This window comes from Faecalicatena orotica, assembly GCF_905197545.1.
Classification (GTDB): domain Bacteria; phylum Bacillota; class Clostridia; order Lachnospirales; family Lachnospiraceae; genus Faecalicatena_A; species Faecalicatena_A orotica.
Map to the genome: position 1 here is coordinate 97,558 of NZ_CAJJZH010000010.1, position 16,424 is coordinate 113,981.

Annotated in this window: 13 protein-coding genes; 10 read left to right on the forward strand and 3 right to left on the reverse strand. The window is 46.9% G+C overall.

Annotated features, from left to right (window positions below):
- Positions 1-6: 6 nt before the first annotated feature.
- Positions 7-1,152, forward strand: coding sequence for a 1-propanol dehydrogenase PduQ (locus ABIN22_RS19090; RefSeq protein ID WP_346910565.1), 1,146 nt, complete (start codon positions 7-9; stop codon positions 1,150-1,152).
- Between the two features lie 97 nt (positions 1,153-1,249).
- Here ABIN22_RS19090 and ABIN22_RS19095 read toward each other — a convergent pair whose 3' ends face one another.
- On the reverse strand, positions 1,250-2,128 hold the full coding sequence (locus ABIN22_RS19095; protein WP_109731206.1) for an AraC family transcriptional regulator: 879 nt from the start codon (positions 2,126-2,128) through the stop codon (positions 1,250-1,252).
- A gap of 115 nt (positions 2,129-2,243) precedes the next feature.
- Between ABIN22_RS19095 and ABIN22_RS19100 the strand changes: the two genes are divergently transcribed.
- Complete coding sequence (locus ABIN22_RS19100) at positions 2,244-3,746, forward strand: L-arabinose isomerase family protein (RefSeq protein WP_346910567.1); 1,503 nt, start codon at positions 2,244-2,246, stop codon at positions 3,744-3,746.
- Positions 3,747-3,815: 69 nt separating this feature from the next.
- On the opposite strand, the gene ABIN22_RS19105 is transcribed toward ABIN22_RS19100, so the two are convergent.
- Both ABIN22_RS19105 and ABIN22_RS19110 read right to left on the reverse strand, forming a co-directional pair.
- Positions 3,816-5,825 (reverse strand): histidine kinase, encoded by a 2,010-nt coding sequence (locus tag ABIN22_RS19105; protein ID WP_346910569.1) that lies wholly within the window; start codon positions 5,823-5,825, stop codon positions 3,816-3,818.
- A gap of 17 nt (positions 5,826-5,842) precedes the next feature.
- Positions 5,843-7,411 carry a response regulator transcription factor gene (locus ABIN22_RS19110; RefSeq protein ID WP_346910571.1) on the reverse strand — a complete coding sequence of 523 codons (1,569 nt, stop codon included), beginning with the start codon at positions 7,409-7,411 and terminating at the stop codon, positions 5,843-5,845.
- A 229-nt stretch (positions 7,412-7,640) separates the two neighbouring features.
- On the opposite strand from ABIN22_RS19110, the gene ABIN22_RS19115 reads away from it, so the two are divergent.
- The 8 genes from ABIN22_RS19115 to xylB all read left to right on the forward strand — a co-directional run bounded on the left by ABIN22_RS19115 (position 7,641) and on the right by xylB (position 16,423).
- Positions 7,641-9,131, forward strand: coding sequence for a sugar ABC transporter ATP-binding protein (locus ABIN22_RS19115; protein ID WP_109731203.1), 1,491 nt, complete (start codon positions 7,641-7,643; stop codon positions 9,129-9,131).
- Between the two features lie 17 nt (positions 9,132-9,148).
- Entirely contained in the window at positions 9,149-10,141 is a 993-nt protein-coding gene (locus tag ABIN22_RS19120) for an ABC transporter permease (RefSeq protein ID WP_346910573.1), read from the forward strand.
- Positions 10,142-10,143: 2 nt separating this feature from the next.
- Positions 10,144-11,154 (forward strand): ABC transporter permease, encoded by a 1,011-nt coding sequence (locus ABIN22_RS19125; protein WP_118621578.1) that lies wholly within the window; start codon positions 10,144-10,146, stop codon positions 11,152-11,154.
- Between the two features lie 80 nt (positions 11,155-11,234).
- Positions 11,235-12,317, forward strand: coding sequence for a rhamnose ABC transporter substrate-binding protein (locus ABIN22_RS19130; RefSeq protein WP_109731201.1), 1,083 nt, complete (start codon positions 11,235-11,237; stop codon positions 12,315-12,317).
- Between the two features lie 164 nt (positions 12,318-12,481).
- Positions 12,482-12,796 (forward strand): L-rhamnose mutarotase, encoded by a 315-nt coding sequence (gene rhaM / locus ABIN22_RS19135; RefSeq protein WP_109731398.1) that lies wholly within the window; start codon positions 12,482-12,484, stop codon positions 12,794-12,796.
- Between the two features lie 238 nt (positions 12,797-13,034).
- The gene (locus ABIN22_RS19140) at positions 13,035-13,883 is read left to right on the forward strand and encodes a class II fructose-bisphosphate aldolase (RefSeq protein WP_109731200.1); all 849 of its coding nucleotides are present in this window, start codon (positions 13,035-13,037) and stop codon (positions 13,881-13,883) included.
- A gap of 2 nt (positions 13,884-13,885) precedes the next feature.
- The gene (locus tag ABIN22_RS19145) at positions 13,886-14,881 is read left to right on the forward strand and encodes a LacI family DNA-binding transcriptional regulator (protein WP_346910576.1); all 996 of its coding nucleotides are present in this window, start codon (positions 13,886-13,888) and stop codon (positions 14,879-14,881) included.
- 21 nt (positions 14,882-14,902) lie between these two features.
- Positions 14,903-16,423, forward strand: coding sequence for a xylulokinase (xylB, locus tag ABIN22_RS19150; protein ID WP_346910578.1), 1,521 nt, complete (start codon positions 14,903-14,905; stop codon positions 16,421-16,423).
- Position 16,424: the final 1 nt, after the last annotated feature.

Genomic DNA, 16,424 nt, shown 5'->3' on the forward strand with positions numbered 1-16,424 from the left:
GGCACTATGAAGAGTTTTGATATAAAGACTAAAATATACTTTGGCGACCAGGCACTGGATCGCCTGACTGAGATTCCATACAGAAAAGTACTGATTATTACGGACCCATTCATGGCACAGAGCAGTAGTCTGAATCTGATCTTAGATCCTCTTAAGAAGGCAGATATCCAGTTTGATATCTTCAAAGAGGTAGTGCCGGATGCACCGATCGACAAGATCAGTGAAGGCGTAAAGAAGATGCTGGAGTACAGGCCGGAGGCAATTATCGCTGTTGGAGGCGGTTCCTCTATTGACTCCTCCAAATCAATCCGTGAGTTTGCACTCCGTGTAGATAATTACGGGGAGGTTGGCCTCATTGCGATACCGACAACAAGCGGTACCGGATCAGAGGTTACTTCTTTTGCAGTTGTCTCTGACCCGTCCGAACAGATGAAATATCCGCTTGTATCCAGAGAGCTTACTCCGGATGAAGCGATTCTGGATGCAGAACTCGTGAAAAGTGTGCCGCCGTCAGTCACGGCGGATACCGGTATGGATGTGTTTACACATGCCCTGGAGGCGTGCGTAAGTACGAACCGGAATGACTTTTCTACAGCACTGGCAGAGAAGGCGATCGAGATATGCGGAGTTTTCCTGCTTCGTGCATATCTTGACGGCAACGATACCCATGCGAGACAGAAGATGCATTCCGCTTCCTGTCTGGCAGGTCTTGCGTTCAATTCCGCATCATTGGGAATTAACCACAGCATGGCACACCAGCTCGGGGCAACATTCCATATCCCCCACGGACGTGCAAATGCAATGCTGCTGCCGCATATCATTGAGTTTAACAGTGATATCAACAAACACAGCAAGAGCCGTACAGAGTACCTGCCGGCTGTAAAGCGGTATTCAACAGTGGCACAGCTGCTGGGACTGAGCAGCTACAATAAGATCATGACTGTCCGTTCACTTGTCAACTGGGTACAGTTTATGCTCAAAGAGATGGACATCCCGCTGTCAATTTCACAGATGGGGAAAATCGAGAAGGAAGATTATTTCAACGCAATTGACCGTATGGCTGATGCAGCTCTGGCTGATGCATGTACGCCGACGAATCCGCGTGTTCCGAGAAAAGCGGATATTGTCCAGATTTATAAAGATCTCTGGTAAAAGCCAACACATAGAGTAAACTTAATACGTTTGTAACAGGGCTCCCTCCCTGTATACAAAAAATGCGGGTCCGTCTGAGGTTTCACGGACCCGCATTTTAACTTCTCCAGGCTTTCCGGTAAACGAGAGGCGTCTGTCCTTCCCTTGCCTTAAAAAGATTAATAAAATGCGTCACATTATTCATGCCGCACTCGAAGGCGATCTCACCGACCGGAAGTTCTGAATATTTCAGAAGCTCTTTTGCATAGGTGATTCTGGCTGTGATCAGGTATTCGTTAATCGTAACTCCGATATATTTTTTAAATTCCTTCAGGATATGATAGCGGCTTCTGTGTGTCATCTCCTCAAAATATTTCAGCGACAAATCCGTTTTGAAATTCTTATCAATCTCTCTTGCGATTTCTTTTATATAATCAGGGATGAGGAATGTGTCTGCATTGTTGGTTGCGGTCAGAACAAGTAATTCCGTAAGAATCCCGTTGATTAAATTAGAAGTGACAATCTCCGTAGTCAGGTTTTTCTTTTTGTGCAGAGAGATCATTTGCCGGAGAGTGCGGTCTATAAGGGAATCATCCCTTAAGTCCAGTATCCTGAACCCATTTCTTGTAAATTCTTTATAATACCCGAGAGCACTGTTTCCGTTAAAATGAATCCAGAGGATCTCCCAGTCCTCGTCCTCACCGGTCCAGTACATGTGGTGCTCCTCGCAGTTAATGTAGAAGCACTGTCCCTTTTTCAGAGTGTATGTATTTCCTTCATATTCCAGAAACCCTTTGCCGGAAACGGTATATACGATAAGGAACGAGTCCAGATTCTGGCGTTCTGAAAAGTATGGGTGGCAGGTCTTGAAATAACCAATCTCCTGTGTATAAAAATACGTTGTTTTGGCGGTTGTACCGGGAGTTAGGATCAGCCGGACGGAGTCTTCACTCCATGTATGGGAGCCGCGCTCTAAAAGTTCTGTTTTTGTCTTCATAGTATCACCACAACATTCTGTTATTTTTGGACAATTTGCTTGGATGTAATTCCAATTTTACAGGATTATAATGTGTTTGTAAACAGAAACGAAAGAACGGTCAGGAGGAGATAAAATGATGACAAGAAAAGAAGTAAAGAAACCACGGATCGGTATTTACTCTATGGGGCTGAAGCATTACTGGGGACAATTTCCCGGTTTGCGCGAACGGCTGATTGAGTATGGGGAATTTATCGTAAGAAGTGTAGAAGATTTCGGGGCGGAAGTATACTATTATGGCCTTGTTGACTGTGAGCAGGAGGGACAGAAGGCTGGCTGCTACTTTAATGAGAAAAATGTTGATCTGATTTTTATCCATTCGGCAACCTATGTGACAAGCGCATCGATCCTGCCGGTCCACCAGATCTGTAAGGCACCGGCTGTCGTACTGAACCTGCAGCCTGCGGCCAGAATAAATTATGAAAAAACGACGACCGGGGAATGGCTTGCACACTGTGGTGCATGTCCGGTCCCGGAGGTATCCAATGCTTTTAACCGTGCGGGAATCAAGTACCATGTTGTGAACGGACTGCTTGGTCTGGACTACACACCGGTTATTTCCATGACGGACGAAGTAACAGCCCATCGTCCCGAGGCGAAGCGTGCATGGAAGAAGATTGAGGAGTGGGTGCTTGCAGCGAAGGTAAAACGCAATCTGGAGGGGGCAAGATTTGGGTTCCTCGGCAATACATACAGCGGCATGCTGGATATGTACAGTGATTTTACCATGTTTCAGGCCCAGACAGGTGCACATGTTGAAGTGTTGGAGATGTGTGATCTGGACAGGATGCTTCAGAGCGTGACAGAGGAAGAGACGGAAGAAAAAAGAAAAGAGATTGAGGAGTTCTTTACCATCAGCGGGGATGCCGCGGCAGACCCGCTGGCACAGAAGCCGACAGAAGAACAGATGAACTGGTCTGCTAAGATAGCGGCCGCGCAGGAGAAAATGGTGGAAGAGTTTGATCTGGATGCACTGACATATTATTATCACGGCGCTCCGGGCAATCATTATGAAGACATGCAGGGCGGCTTTATAGTTGGTCATTCGCTTCTCACCGCAGAAGGGATTCCATGTGCCGGGGAAGGCGACCTGAAGACATGTCTCGCCATGAAAATCTGTGATATCCTTGGAAAGGGCGGCAGTTTCTGTGAAATTGTGACCGTGGATTATGAGGACGGCACAATCCTCCTCGGACACGACGGCCCGTTTCATTTGGAGATTGCAAAAGGAAAGCCGATCCTGAGAGGCATGGGGTTATATCATGGGAAACAGGGGACCGGGGTATCTGTAGAGGCAAAGGTAAGAGCGGGGGATATTACAAACCTCGGCTGTACACAGACAATCGACGGAAAACTCAAATTCATCATCACGGAAGCGGAGTCGACAGACGGTACGATCATGACGATCGGCAATACCCAGACGCCTGTAAAGTTCAAAAAAGATCCGGATTCTTTCATGGATGAATGGTTTGCAGAGGCGCCTACGCATCATTTTGCCATGAGTGTGGGGCATAATGGATCACTCTATGAGAAAGTTGCAGAGCTGCTGGAAATACCGGCGGTGGTACTGGATAAATAAGTCACAGGAAAAACTGCCGCAGGAAGCCTGTTATACATTAAGCTTCCTGTGGCAGTTTTTCAGAATATATTACAGCACCTGCCTGCGGTATTCCTCAGGCGAGCACCCGAACCGTTCTCTGAATTCCGTAAAAAACAGCTGCGGATTGTCATACCCGCATTCTTTTGCAATCTCATAAATATTGATTTCCGGCCTCGTGAGCAGCGTCAGTGCCTGGATAAAGTGGCTTTCCTTCAGGGGGTCTTCGGCCGTACCGTCCGGCGAAGCATCGATCAGTCCATCTTCTGGATAGCGCGCCGGGATGCGGATCTCGACATCAGTGCCTGTACCGTAGGTGCTGGAGTACTTCAGGCCATATTCCGGCCCGTACATTAACTGGAGGCGGCGGTGCGTGTTATATACTGCGATGTTGGAGCCCTTGCCGCCGGATGAACCGTTTCCTGTTAAAATATTCTCCAGCTTTTCTTCCGGCATGCCAATTCCGTCGTCGGATATCAGAATTACGATATCATCCTCATCAAGCCACCCTGTCAGAACGATGGTCCCCTGTTTCGACTCTTTTTCCAGTATCCCGTGGAGAATACAGTTTTCTATAACAGGCTGGAAGGTCAGCTTTGGTATGGAATAATCCAGCAGATTATCCGGTATATCGATCAGGAGGTCAATCGTATCATGAAAACGCATATTCTGCAGTTGTACATAGATAGATACATGTTCAATCTCATCGTTTATTGTGCTCAGGCTCTTTTTGCGGCTCAGTGTCAGCTTATAGAAACGTGACAGCTTTTGTATTGCAGATGTGACATCAGCGGACCGCCCCTGTTGGGAGAGCCAGTTGATCATATCCATTGTGTTGTACAGGAAGTGTGGATTGATCTGTGACTGCAGGGAGTGGAATTCCGCGATACGGAGATCCTCCGCCGCTTTTGCCTGATCCTCCATCAGCTGGTTGATGACCCGTGTCATGTAATTATAGGTAGATATCAGGTCCCCGATCTCATCATGCGTGTCCGCGGCAGGCAGGGCCACAGGCGGTCCAATCCGGGCTTTAGACATCTGGTTGATTACGACAGAAAGCCGGTTGGTGATGGAATGGGAGAGCAGCGTCGCAATCAGGAAGGCAATCAGGATACATGCCACGTAAACAAGGATAAAGCCAGCCATTATATTGATACTTTTCTTCATCATAGGCTGGGACGGCATGGCGACAACCATGTACCAGTCCGTATTCCGTATACTATAGAAACCGGCGTATACGTCTTCGTCCAGAACACGTTTCAGGATAAAGTTGTTAGAGGACATAAAGTGTTCCTGAACCTCATCGTAACTGAAGTGATAAGTCCCGGAGAGCGCCTGATCCGAGGTGGCAACGAGGCTGTCTCTCCCGTTGATGATATATGCCACATTGCTGCTGGAAGAAAGATTATCCTTAAGCATTGTATCGAAGTGCTTCTGTGAAAAATAAATGGCAAGATAACAGGGGGTCCTTTCACCCTCATAAATAATCGTTGATTTTGCAATGTATGCCATGTCCCCGTTATGCTTGATCTCGTAAGAGCCAAGATAGAAGGAAGGGCAGAACAGTGCATGGAGCGAGGGACTTCCGTTGAAGATCCCGTACCAGTACGTCCCCCATGCCTGATTAATGGGGAGGACTGTTTTACAGACTGGGTAGTTTGAGAAAACGGGATCTGTCCTCGGTATATCGATATATAATTTCACATCAGTAATCAGGTCCAGGTCGATAGTCTCATCGAGTGTATCCAGGAAGGCATCGGCTGCATCCGAGGAGGCAAGTTCATTCAGGCTCTCCGTACGGTGCGCGCTTACGACCTGATGGTAAAAATCTTCATTTTTAATCTTATCCAGTGCATTCAGAATTTCTGTGACACTTTCTTCAATCATAGGAGCAGTCTGTGTGGCGGCATCCTGCTCTGTGCGGATTGTATCGGCTATGATCATATCATACAGTTTCGTGTAAAAAAATATTGCCAGTACAATCATAGGGATGGTAGCGATCACAAGGTGTGTAATCGTAAACTTGGTCTGGAGCTTCAGACTTTTATATATGCTGCTCATTTTCCGGGCGATTAATCTCATCCTAACATCTTCTCTCTGTATTTTGACGGGGTAAGCCCCGTAAATTTCTTGAAACTCTTGCTGAAATAATTCCCATTGCTGTAGCCTACTTTCGAGGAAATATCCGTGATCTGGTAACGGGCGTCAGCGAGGAGCTGCATGGCCTTTTCCATCCGGTACTCTGTCAGGTACTGGTTCAGCGTTTGTCCGGTCTGGCTCTTGAAATAGGTACAGACATAGGAAGCGGAAAGAAATACATGGTCGCTGATTTCCTTGATAGAGAGCGCATCGTTGGCATAATTCTTGCTAATATAGTCCTTAATCATGAAAATCGTTGAATCCTCCGGCACATAGGAATGAATATTCTGGAAAAATAATTCTGTCTTAGAGACAAGCATCTGGTGGAGTTCCTGATACGTGAAGCATTTTTCCAAATGTTCTATAATGCTTTCCTCGGTATTGCCGTCCGCTAAATCATAGTTGAGCTTCAACACCTGACGGCTGTCATTGATACATATAAACAACTTATAATAAATATCCTTTACCTGGTTGGGCAGAAAAATCCGGTTCTCAAAATAGCACTCATAGAGGCTGTTAAGCAGCTGTGTGCAGGTATCCTGATCCTTATTCAGCAGCGCCTCCTTAAAAGATGGAACGGCACTTTCCGTCAATTCGAAGGCCGACGGGGCCGGTGCAGATTTTTCCATGCTGTCGGATGATAAGAGTGTGCCCGGACAGAAGAAGAAACTGCTTTGGAGCATAACAACCGCATTGGTGTAGGAATGGTATGTCTTACTGATTCCTGTGACTGTATCCCCGCGGCCGATGAAAAAGTCCCCTAATTGTGAGAACTGGTCCTTCAGGTAACTCTCCACAGCCGACAATGCAACAGGGGACGGCAGATTGTTTCCCATTATATGGAAAACATGGTAAACAGCATGAATCTGGATGTAGAATACCTGAAGATGGTAATGGGTCAGATAATCTGTAAAATCACTGCGTATGTCATGGAGCAGGGTGCTGTCGGGATCATTTGTCTTTAACTTTACGATGTATGTAGTGAAGCTGCTCCCGGGCATCAGCCTGAGGGAAAGTTCATCGGCAAGGCCTGTGATTTCTTCCTCATTTTCTTTATAAGGCTTCGTCAGAAGCAGTGCGAGCTGGGAAGCCTTTTCCAGAGAATACAGGTTTTCACTCTGACGTGTGCGGAGGTTTTTCTCATGCCTCTGGGCCGCTTCAAGTACAGCCTCTTTGATCTCCAGAGGATTTAGAGGCTTTTCAACATAATTAACAGCCTTCAGCTTAATAGCGGCTTTTAAATATTCCTTATCAGAGTAACCGCTCATGAAGATCACGCTTGTATCGGGCAGAAATGATTCGAGACGTTCTACCATCTGAATGCCGTCCATGCGCGGCATACGCACATCGCTCAGTATGATGTCCGGTTTCTGCAGGCGGGCAATTGCCAGGGCGTTGATGCCGTCATCCGCCTGGAAAATCTGTTCGACCCCAAGGGATTCCCAGTCAAGGGAAGCGATCAGGCCTTCCCGCGTCAGTTCCTCATCATCGACGATCAGTAGCTTCATTATACAAAGTCCTCCTTTGTGAAATGGGTATGATACCGTATGTTTTCATTCTAACAAACTAATCCGGCAAAATCCACATAAAAAAAACTGAGACAGGAAGACAAAAATAAATTACCCACAATCGAAAAATTTTGCTGTTTTAGAAAAATTTTACAGATGATACACTTATTTCAACAAGGAAACATCAATGTTAGTAAGCTTGGTTTGATGAGCGAAGGAGGGAAACACGGTGTCTGAATACGTTTTGGAATTAAAAGGTATTACGAAGATTTTTCCTGGTGTAAAAGCATTGGACAATGTGCATTTCCAGCTTAAAAAAGGGGAAGTCCATGCACTGATGGGCGAAAACGGAGCTGGTAAGTCCACATTTATCAAAGTAATAACCGGTGTACATAAAGCAGAAGAAGGCGAGATGTTCCTGGACGGTAAGAAGGTAGACTTCAAGGGTCCAAGGGATGCACAGGCGGCAGGGATTGCCGCGGTTTACCAGCATCCGACATCTTATCCGGACCTGACAGTGGCCGAGAATATCTTTATGGGCCATGAGATCATTAAGAAAGGTATCATTCAGTGGAAACGCATGAATGAGGAGGCGGCAAACCTTCTGAAACAGCTGAATGCGGATTTTAAGCCGACGGATGAAATGGGAGCCTTAAGCGTGGCACAGCAGCAGATGGTTGAGATTGCGAAGGCACTCTCCACACATGCGAGAATCATCATTCTGGATGAACCTACTGCGGCGCTGACAAAGAATGAGTCAGAGGAGCTTTACAGAATTGTTGATAAGCTGAAAGAAGACGGTGTATCTGTTATTTTCATTTCACACCGTTTCGAGGATATGTACAGGCTGGCAAGTACAGTTACGGTATTTAGGGATTCACAATATATCGGTACATACGATGTAAACGGAATCACGAATGCAGACCTGATCAAGGCAATGGTTGGCCGTGAGATCAAGGACCTGTTCCCGAAACCGGAGGTCCAGATCGGGCCGGAAGTGCTGAGGGTGGAAGGACTTACAAGACTTGGTTATTTCAAGAACGTATCCTTCAATGTCCACGCAGGCGAGATTGTGGGACTGACAGGACTGGTAGGTGCGGGACGTACCGAAGTCGTGGAAAGTGTCTGTGGGATTACAAGGCCGGATGATGGAAAAGTCTTTCTGGAAGGAAAGGAAACACATATCAAACAGCCGTCAGATGCCATGAAAAAGGGAATTATCCTTCTCCCTGAGGACCGCCAGAAGGAAGGTCTGATCATGACATGGGGACTGGGAAGAAACGTAATGCTTCCGACGATGGGCAAGCATGCAAAACATGGATTTAATGACGAGAAGAAAGAACGCGAGATAGCAAAGAAACTTCTGGAAGATGTAGATACAAAGGCGGTTACGATCTTTGATCCTGCAACCTCCCTTTCAGGCGGTAACCAGCAGAAGGTAGTCGTAGCCAAGGCACTCGGCCAGGAAATGAAGGTTGTCATCATGGATGAACCTACGAAGGGTGTCGATGTCGGCGCAAAGGCTGAGATCTATCAGATCATGGGAGATCTGGCGAAGCAGGGATATGCGATTATACTGATATCCTCCGAGATGCCGGAAATCCTGGGAATGAGTGACAGAATCGTAGTGATGTGCGGCGGAAAAGTAACTGGTGAACTGAACCGTAATGAAGCAACTCAGGAAGGAATTCTTGAGCTTGCGATGGAAAAATCAAAATAGAGGAGGGAATGGGAAAGATGAAAGACAATAAATCTATCTGGAAAAAAATTACCGGCTCCCGTGAAGCAAGTCTGCTGATTGTTTTGATTATCCTCTGCGTGGTCATTTCATTCAGGAGTCCTTCATTCATGACATTAAAGTCGATTACAGATATGCTTAAAAATAATGCAGTCATCATGATTATGACACTTGGAATGCTCGGTGTACTGCTGCTCGGCGGAATTGACATTTCAATTGCTTCAACACTTGCTTTTTCAGGAATGACGGTCGGAATGCTTTTGAAATATAACATCGTGGAAAATGCATTCCTGCTCTTCCTGATTGCGATCGGGCTCGGAGCACTGTGCGGACTGGTTGTGGGGCTTGTTATAGCAAAAGGAAAAGTACTGCCGATCATCGCAACGATGGGATTTATGTACATATACCGGGGGCTCGCCTACCTGATTGGGAACAGCCAGTGGGCAAGTGCCGAGAACCTGGGAGAATTCAAGAATTTTGCCCTCGGTAAGGTTCTGGGAATAAATAATGTAGTATTGATTATGCTGCTGTGTTATGTTATCTTCTTCATTGTCATGAAATGGACAAAAATAGGAAGAAAAGTATATGCAGTAGGAAGTAACCGTGAGGCGGCTGCCATTTCAGGTATCAATACTTCCAATGTGGAACTGATGGTCTATACAGTAATGGGAACACTTGCAGGTCTCTGCGGTGCGCTGGCAGTAGCAGTTTATTCCTCCGCACAGCCAAATATGCTGTATGGAAAAGAGATGGATGTAATCGCTGCCTGCGTAATCGGCGGCGTCAGCATGACAGGCGGGCGCGGAAGCGTCGCAGGGGCATTCTTAGGTTCCCTGATCCTGGCAATTATCGCAAAAGCGCTTCCTCTTGTAGGAATTGACTCTATTGCCCAGAATACTGTAAAAGGTGTAATCATCTTAGTCGTTGTTATCCTGAACGTCGTTACACAGCGAGTAATGGATAAAAACAATCTGAAGGGAAGGGAGATGTAATTATGGCTGGAAAATCCGGAAGAACAATATCCAATGTGCCTGAGAAATCATGGAAGAAAACAGTCTTAAGCTGGGAAGGCATGCTGGTCCTGTTAATTATCCTGATCAACATTTTTTGCGCAAGCATTTCCCCGAGTTACCAGCTTGCCAATGTACTAAGAGAGATGCCGAAGTATCTGACCGAAGTATTCCTGATGCTTCCGATGGCATATATCCTGATCCTCGGTGAGATTGATATTTCCGTAGGTGCAACCGTCTGCCTTTCTGCGACGATGACCTGTATGGTCTGCAACAAAGATATGCCGTTTATCGTGGTTGTCCTGACGGCGCTGCTGGTAGGAACAATATGCGGGTTCATTAACGGCATGATCCTGACAAGATTTACTGAACTGCCTCCAATGATCGTTACACTGGGAACCCAGATTGTATTCAGGGGAATTGCAGAGATCGCCCTTGGCAGCGGCGGATCTATTTCCTTAAGCAACACAGACGGGTTCCGCATGATCGCCGGAAAAGCGGGTATGATTCCATACATCCTTTTCGTAGTCCTGATATTTGCGGTTATATTTACTCTGGTCTTAAGCAGGACAACATTTGGAAGAAGTGTATATGCGATCGGTTCAAACAGACTGGCTGCTTATTATTCAGGAATTCATGTACAGAACATAAGGCTGATTATCTATACGGCAATGGGATTCATGGCCGGGCTTGCAGCACTGTTTTTGACATCTGTTCTCTACGGTGCAAATACGACGACCGGAAACGGATTTGAGCTTGACGCGATTGCGATGGCAGTATTCGGCGGCATCTCAACGGCCGGAGGAAAAGGAAAGTTACAGGGCGGCATTATATCAGCATTCATCATCATCTGTCTTAGAATCGGTCTCGGACAGATCAACATGAATCCACAGCTGATCCTGATTATATTAGGTGCCCTGCTCATTCTGGCAGTATTACTGCCGAATATCGGCGGAGAAGTAAAGCTGAAGAAAAAAACGGTTTCAGCAAAATAACTATAATACAACTTTATTATGATACCAGGCACCGGGAAGCGTGCTTTGTATAAAACAATATTCCAAGGGAGGAAGTAAGCATGAAGAAAAAAGTTTTAAGCGTACTGTTATGTGTAGCTATGGTGGGAACTCTGGCCGTTGGCTGTGGTTCAAAGGATGAGGGCTCAGACAGCAAGGCAGATGCAAAGACGGAGGATACCCAGAAAGATGACGCTGGCGATTCCGGAAAGAAGACTTATGCTATCGTAACAAAGGCAGCAGGAAATCCTTACAATGAGAAAGAAGCAGAAGGATTCCAGGAAGTAATCGAAGCTGAAGGCGGAGAATGCATCGTGAAGCATCCGGAAGCTGCAACAGCTGATGCACAGGTATCTGTTATTCAGTCTCTGATCTCTCAGGGTGTTGACTCTATCGCAATTGCAGCAAATGATGAGAATGCTCTTCAGGCAGCACTGGAAGAAGCTATGGATGCAGGCATCAAAGTATCCTGCCTCGACTCAAAAGCAAACGCTGACAGCCGTCAGACATTTGTAAACCAGGCTGGTGTTACTGAAATCGGCCAGGCTCTGATGGATGCAGTTCTTGACATCACAGGCGGAGAAGGACAGTGGGCAATTCTTTCAGCTACATCACAGGCAGCAAACCAGAATGCATGGATCGATTCTATGAAAGAGATCATGAAAGACGACAAATATTCCAAACTGGAACTCGTAGAAGTTGCTTACGGTGATGACGAACCACAGAAATCTACAGACCAGACACAGGCTCTGTTATCCAAATACCCAGACCTGAAAGTGATCTGTGCTCCTACAACAGTTGGTATTAACGCAGCAGCAAAAGTTCTTCAGGATGAGAAATCTTCTGTAAAACTGACAGGTCTTGGATTACCTTCAGAGATGGCAGAATATATCGGCGACGATGATGCACATTCATGCCCGTATATGTACCTGTGGAATCCGATCGATGTTGGACGCCTTGGCGCTTACACATCAATCGCATTAGTTGACGGAACAATCACAGGCGCAGCAGGAGACCAGTTCACAGCAGGAGACATGGGAGACTATGAAGTAGTAGAAGCTGACGACGGCGGAACAGAAGTTATTCTTGGCGCACCATTCAAATTCGATCCAGACAACATTGGAGAATGGAAAGACGTATACTAAAATTTACTCCTCATAAATAATAATTAATATGGCGGGCCGTTAAAGGTCCGCCATATTAATTATTCAACACAGACCAGTCTGGAAACTGGACAAAAGCGGACGATGATGATATGTTTAAATCAGAAAAAATTATAGGAGGCCGCGGCCGAAAGGAGAAAATGATCATGGTAAGAAAAAGCTTTAAAATGAAATTATATCCGGGGATGGAGAAGGAATATGAGAAGCGTCACAATGCACTCTGGCCGGAGATGAAGGAGATGATCCATGAGTACGGCGGATCTAATTATTCCATTTTCCTAGATACGGAAACGGATATACTCTATGGCTACATCGAACTGGAGGATGCAGAAAAGTGGGACAAGAGTGCGGATACAGAAATCTGCCGCAAGTGGTGGGATTACATGGCAGATATCATGGAAACGAATCCAGACAACAGTCCGGTCTCTGTAGACCTGATGCCTGTTTTCCATCTGGATTAACATACCGGGGATGAAGAAAAAAGCAGCCGGCAGAGCATAACAGAAGCTCTGTCAGCTGCTTTATTATTTCATATTAGTATTTCTATACGGATTGCACAAAAAAATAGAAGGAGAAATAGAACATATTACTAAAAATGAAATTCCCTTCAACTAACAATTGACTTTTCCGGAGAGCAGAGTTATTATAAAACCATAAAAACCGAAACGTTTCGGTTTGACAAAAAGGAGGATATTACATATGCCATTAGTTACATCAGAACAAATGTTATTGGACGCACAAAAGGGCGGTTATGCAGTAGGCGCTTTTAATGTGGAGAACATGGAGATGGTGAAGGCCGTGATCGCAGCAGCAGAAGAACTGCGCGCACCTGTTATGCTTCAGACAACTCCGTCTACGGTGAAGTATGGTACACTTGAGACTTATTTCGGAATCGTTGCAGCAGAAGCTGAGAAAGCTACTGTGCCGGTATGTCTTCATCTTGACCACGGCAGCAGTTTTGAACTGGCTGTACAGGCAATCAAGGCGGGATATACATCTGTCATGATTGACGGTTCACATGAAAGCTTCGAAGATAACATTGCAGTGAGCAGGAAGGTTGTGGATGTAGCTAAGGCATGTGGGATACCGGTAGAGGCAGAACTTGGTAAGGTCGGGGGCAAGGAGGATGACCTCGAGGCAGAGGCAGACACCAACACAGATCCGGCAGAGGCAAAGGAATTTGTAGAGCGCACAGGGGTTTCCTCTCTTGCAATCGCGATCGGCACGGCTCATGGATTCTATGCGGGAACACCGGTCCTTGATAAAGAGAGAGTATCCGAAATCAAAAAAGTTGTTTCCGTCCCGCTCGTACTCCACGGTGCATCAGGTTTAAGTGATGAGGATGTCAGGGAATGTGTACAGCGCGGTATGTGCAAGGTGAATTTTGCTACAGAACTTCGCGTTGCATACACAGACGCAGGCAAGAAGCTTCTGGAAGAGAAGCCGGACACCTTCGATCCTAAGAAGTTTGGCACTGTAGGGATGGAAGCTGTAAAGAAACTGGTGATGGAACGCATGAAAGTGTGTGGATGCGACCACAAGGCATAGGTATGGCAGCTACAATCAAAGATATAGCAAAGAAGACGGGACTCGGACTCGCAACAATCTCTTCTTATTTAAATGGGGGAAATGTCAGAGAAAAGAACCGCATCAAAATAGAGGCAGCCATAGAGGAACTTCATTTCGAGGTAAATGAGGTTGCCAGGGGGCTCAAGACGAACAAGACAAAGATCATCGGTATCATCATTCCGGAGCTGAACAACATTTTCTGTGCAGAGATCATCACAGAAGTAGAAGACCAGCTCAGAAGCCAGGGATATGCGACGATGATCTGCGACTGCCGTACAGATGAGAGACGCGAGGAAGAAGCGGTAGAATTCCTGCTCCACAGAAGAGTGGATGGACTGATTATCATGCCCTCCGGGCGACAGGGAAAATATCTGAACCGTTTTACGAAAGCCGGAAAGCCAGTGGTCGTGATCGACAGAAAACTGGACGGAGTCGACTGTGACAGTGTACTGGTTGACAATGAAGGGGCGGCGCGTGACGCGGTCGGGAGGCTTTTGAAAGCCGGACACAGGAAGATCGGTATGATTGCCGGCCCGAAGGATATCTACACAGCACAGGAGAGGTACAGAGGCTACTGCCTTGCATTGAAAGAAGCAGGGATAGAGCCGGAGGCGAGGTTTGCGGCGTGGGGGGATTACACCATCGAAGGCGGCGCGTCGGCAATGAAAGAACTGGTCACCAGAAACCCGGACATGACGGCAATCTTTGTATCGAACTACGAAATGACGATGGGGGCCATCATTGAGATCAATGAATTGGGAATCCGCATACCGGATGAGCTGTCTTTCATCGGATTCGATAACGTGGAATTTGCAAAGGCAAGTATTCCGAAACTGAGTATTGTGACGCAGCCTACGGAAGAGATAGCCCGGCATGTGGCGGCGCTGATGCTTAAGAGACTGGAAGAATCTGGGGATACTGACGGGCATCAGGCTGTGAAGCTGAAAACAAGCTTTGTGGAAGGAAAATCGGTATAATAGCCGCGTGGGAGGTTAGTAATGAAACAATATTTATTAGGAATTGATATAGGGACGAGTGCTTGTAAGATCGCCGTTTTTAACAGGGAAGGGCATGTGATCGCATCTGTAAATGGCGATTATCCGGTGTATTACCCCAAACCAGGCTGGGCAGAGCAGAATCCCGAGGAATGGTGGCAGGCAGTATGCTCTGCTGTCAGGGAAGTACTGGAAAAGGGTCAGATTTCAGCAGGGGAGATTGCTGGTATAGGAATCGACGGACAGAGCTGGTCGGCGATTGCGGTTGACAAAGACGGCAATGTGCTGACGAACACACCGATCTGGATGGATACAAGGGCCGCAGATATCTGTGAGGAGCTGAATGAAACAATCGGTTCAGAAGAGATATTCGGGCTTTCAGGGAATTCACTCCAGCCATCCTACACGACGGCAAAGATTATCTGGTACAAGAGGAACCTGCCTGAGGTGTATCAGAATACATATAAGATACTCCAGTCAAACAGCTACATTGCCTATAAGCTGACCGGAGAGATGACACAGGACATGTCCCAGGGATACGGACTTCACTGCTTTAATATGCATACCGGAACATGGGATGAAGAGATGTGCAAAAAGCTTGGAATCCCAAGAGAACTTCTTCCGGAAATCCATCCCTGCCATGAGGTGATCGGCACCGTGACCGGAAAGGCGGCAGAGGAAAGCGGGCTCGCGGAAGGGACACCAGTCGTTGCAGGAGGACTTGATGCGGCATGCGGTACGCTCGGAGCAGGCGTGATCCATCCGGGTGAGACGCAGGAGCAGGGCGGTCAGGCAGGTGGGATGAGCATCTGCACAGACAAGTACATAGCGGATGAAAGGCTGATACTCGGCTATCATGTCGTTCCCGGACAATGGCTCCTTCAGGGGGGCACGACCGGAGGCGGCGGTGTCATGAGGTGGCTGGAGCAGCAGTTTGGTGATTACGAAAGAGAAGAAGGGAAGAGACAGGGAAAAAGCTCTCTGACCTTATTTAACGAGATGGCCGAAAAAGTAGCCCCGGGCAGTGACGGTGTAGTATTCCTTCCTTATATGTCCGGCGAGCGTTCGCCTATATGGGACCCGGATGCAAAAGGCGTCTTTTATGGACTTGATTTCAGCAAGACGAAGGCACACTTTATCCGGTCTGCGATGGAAGGCGTTGCATACGCACTGAAACACAACCTGGATGTGGCAAAAGAAGCCGGGGCAGAAGTGAGTGTACTGCGGGCAATGGGCGGTTCGGCCAACTCACTTCTATGGACACAGATCAAATCCGATATTACCGGGAAACCGATTATCGTACCGTCATCCGATACGGCAACGACGCTAGGGGCAGTAATACTGGCCGGTGTAGGCGTCGGGATGTATGAAAGCTTTGAGGAGGCGGTTGCGCTGACAGTGGAAGAGAAGCGTAAGCATGAGCCAAATCAAGAAAATGCCGGGACTTACGGGGAGAATTATCAGATTTATCTGGAACTTTATCATAATTTAAAAGAGACAATGAAAAAAACAGGAGGCAGGTAAG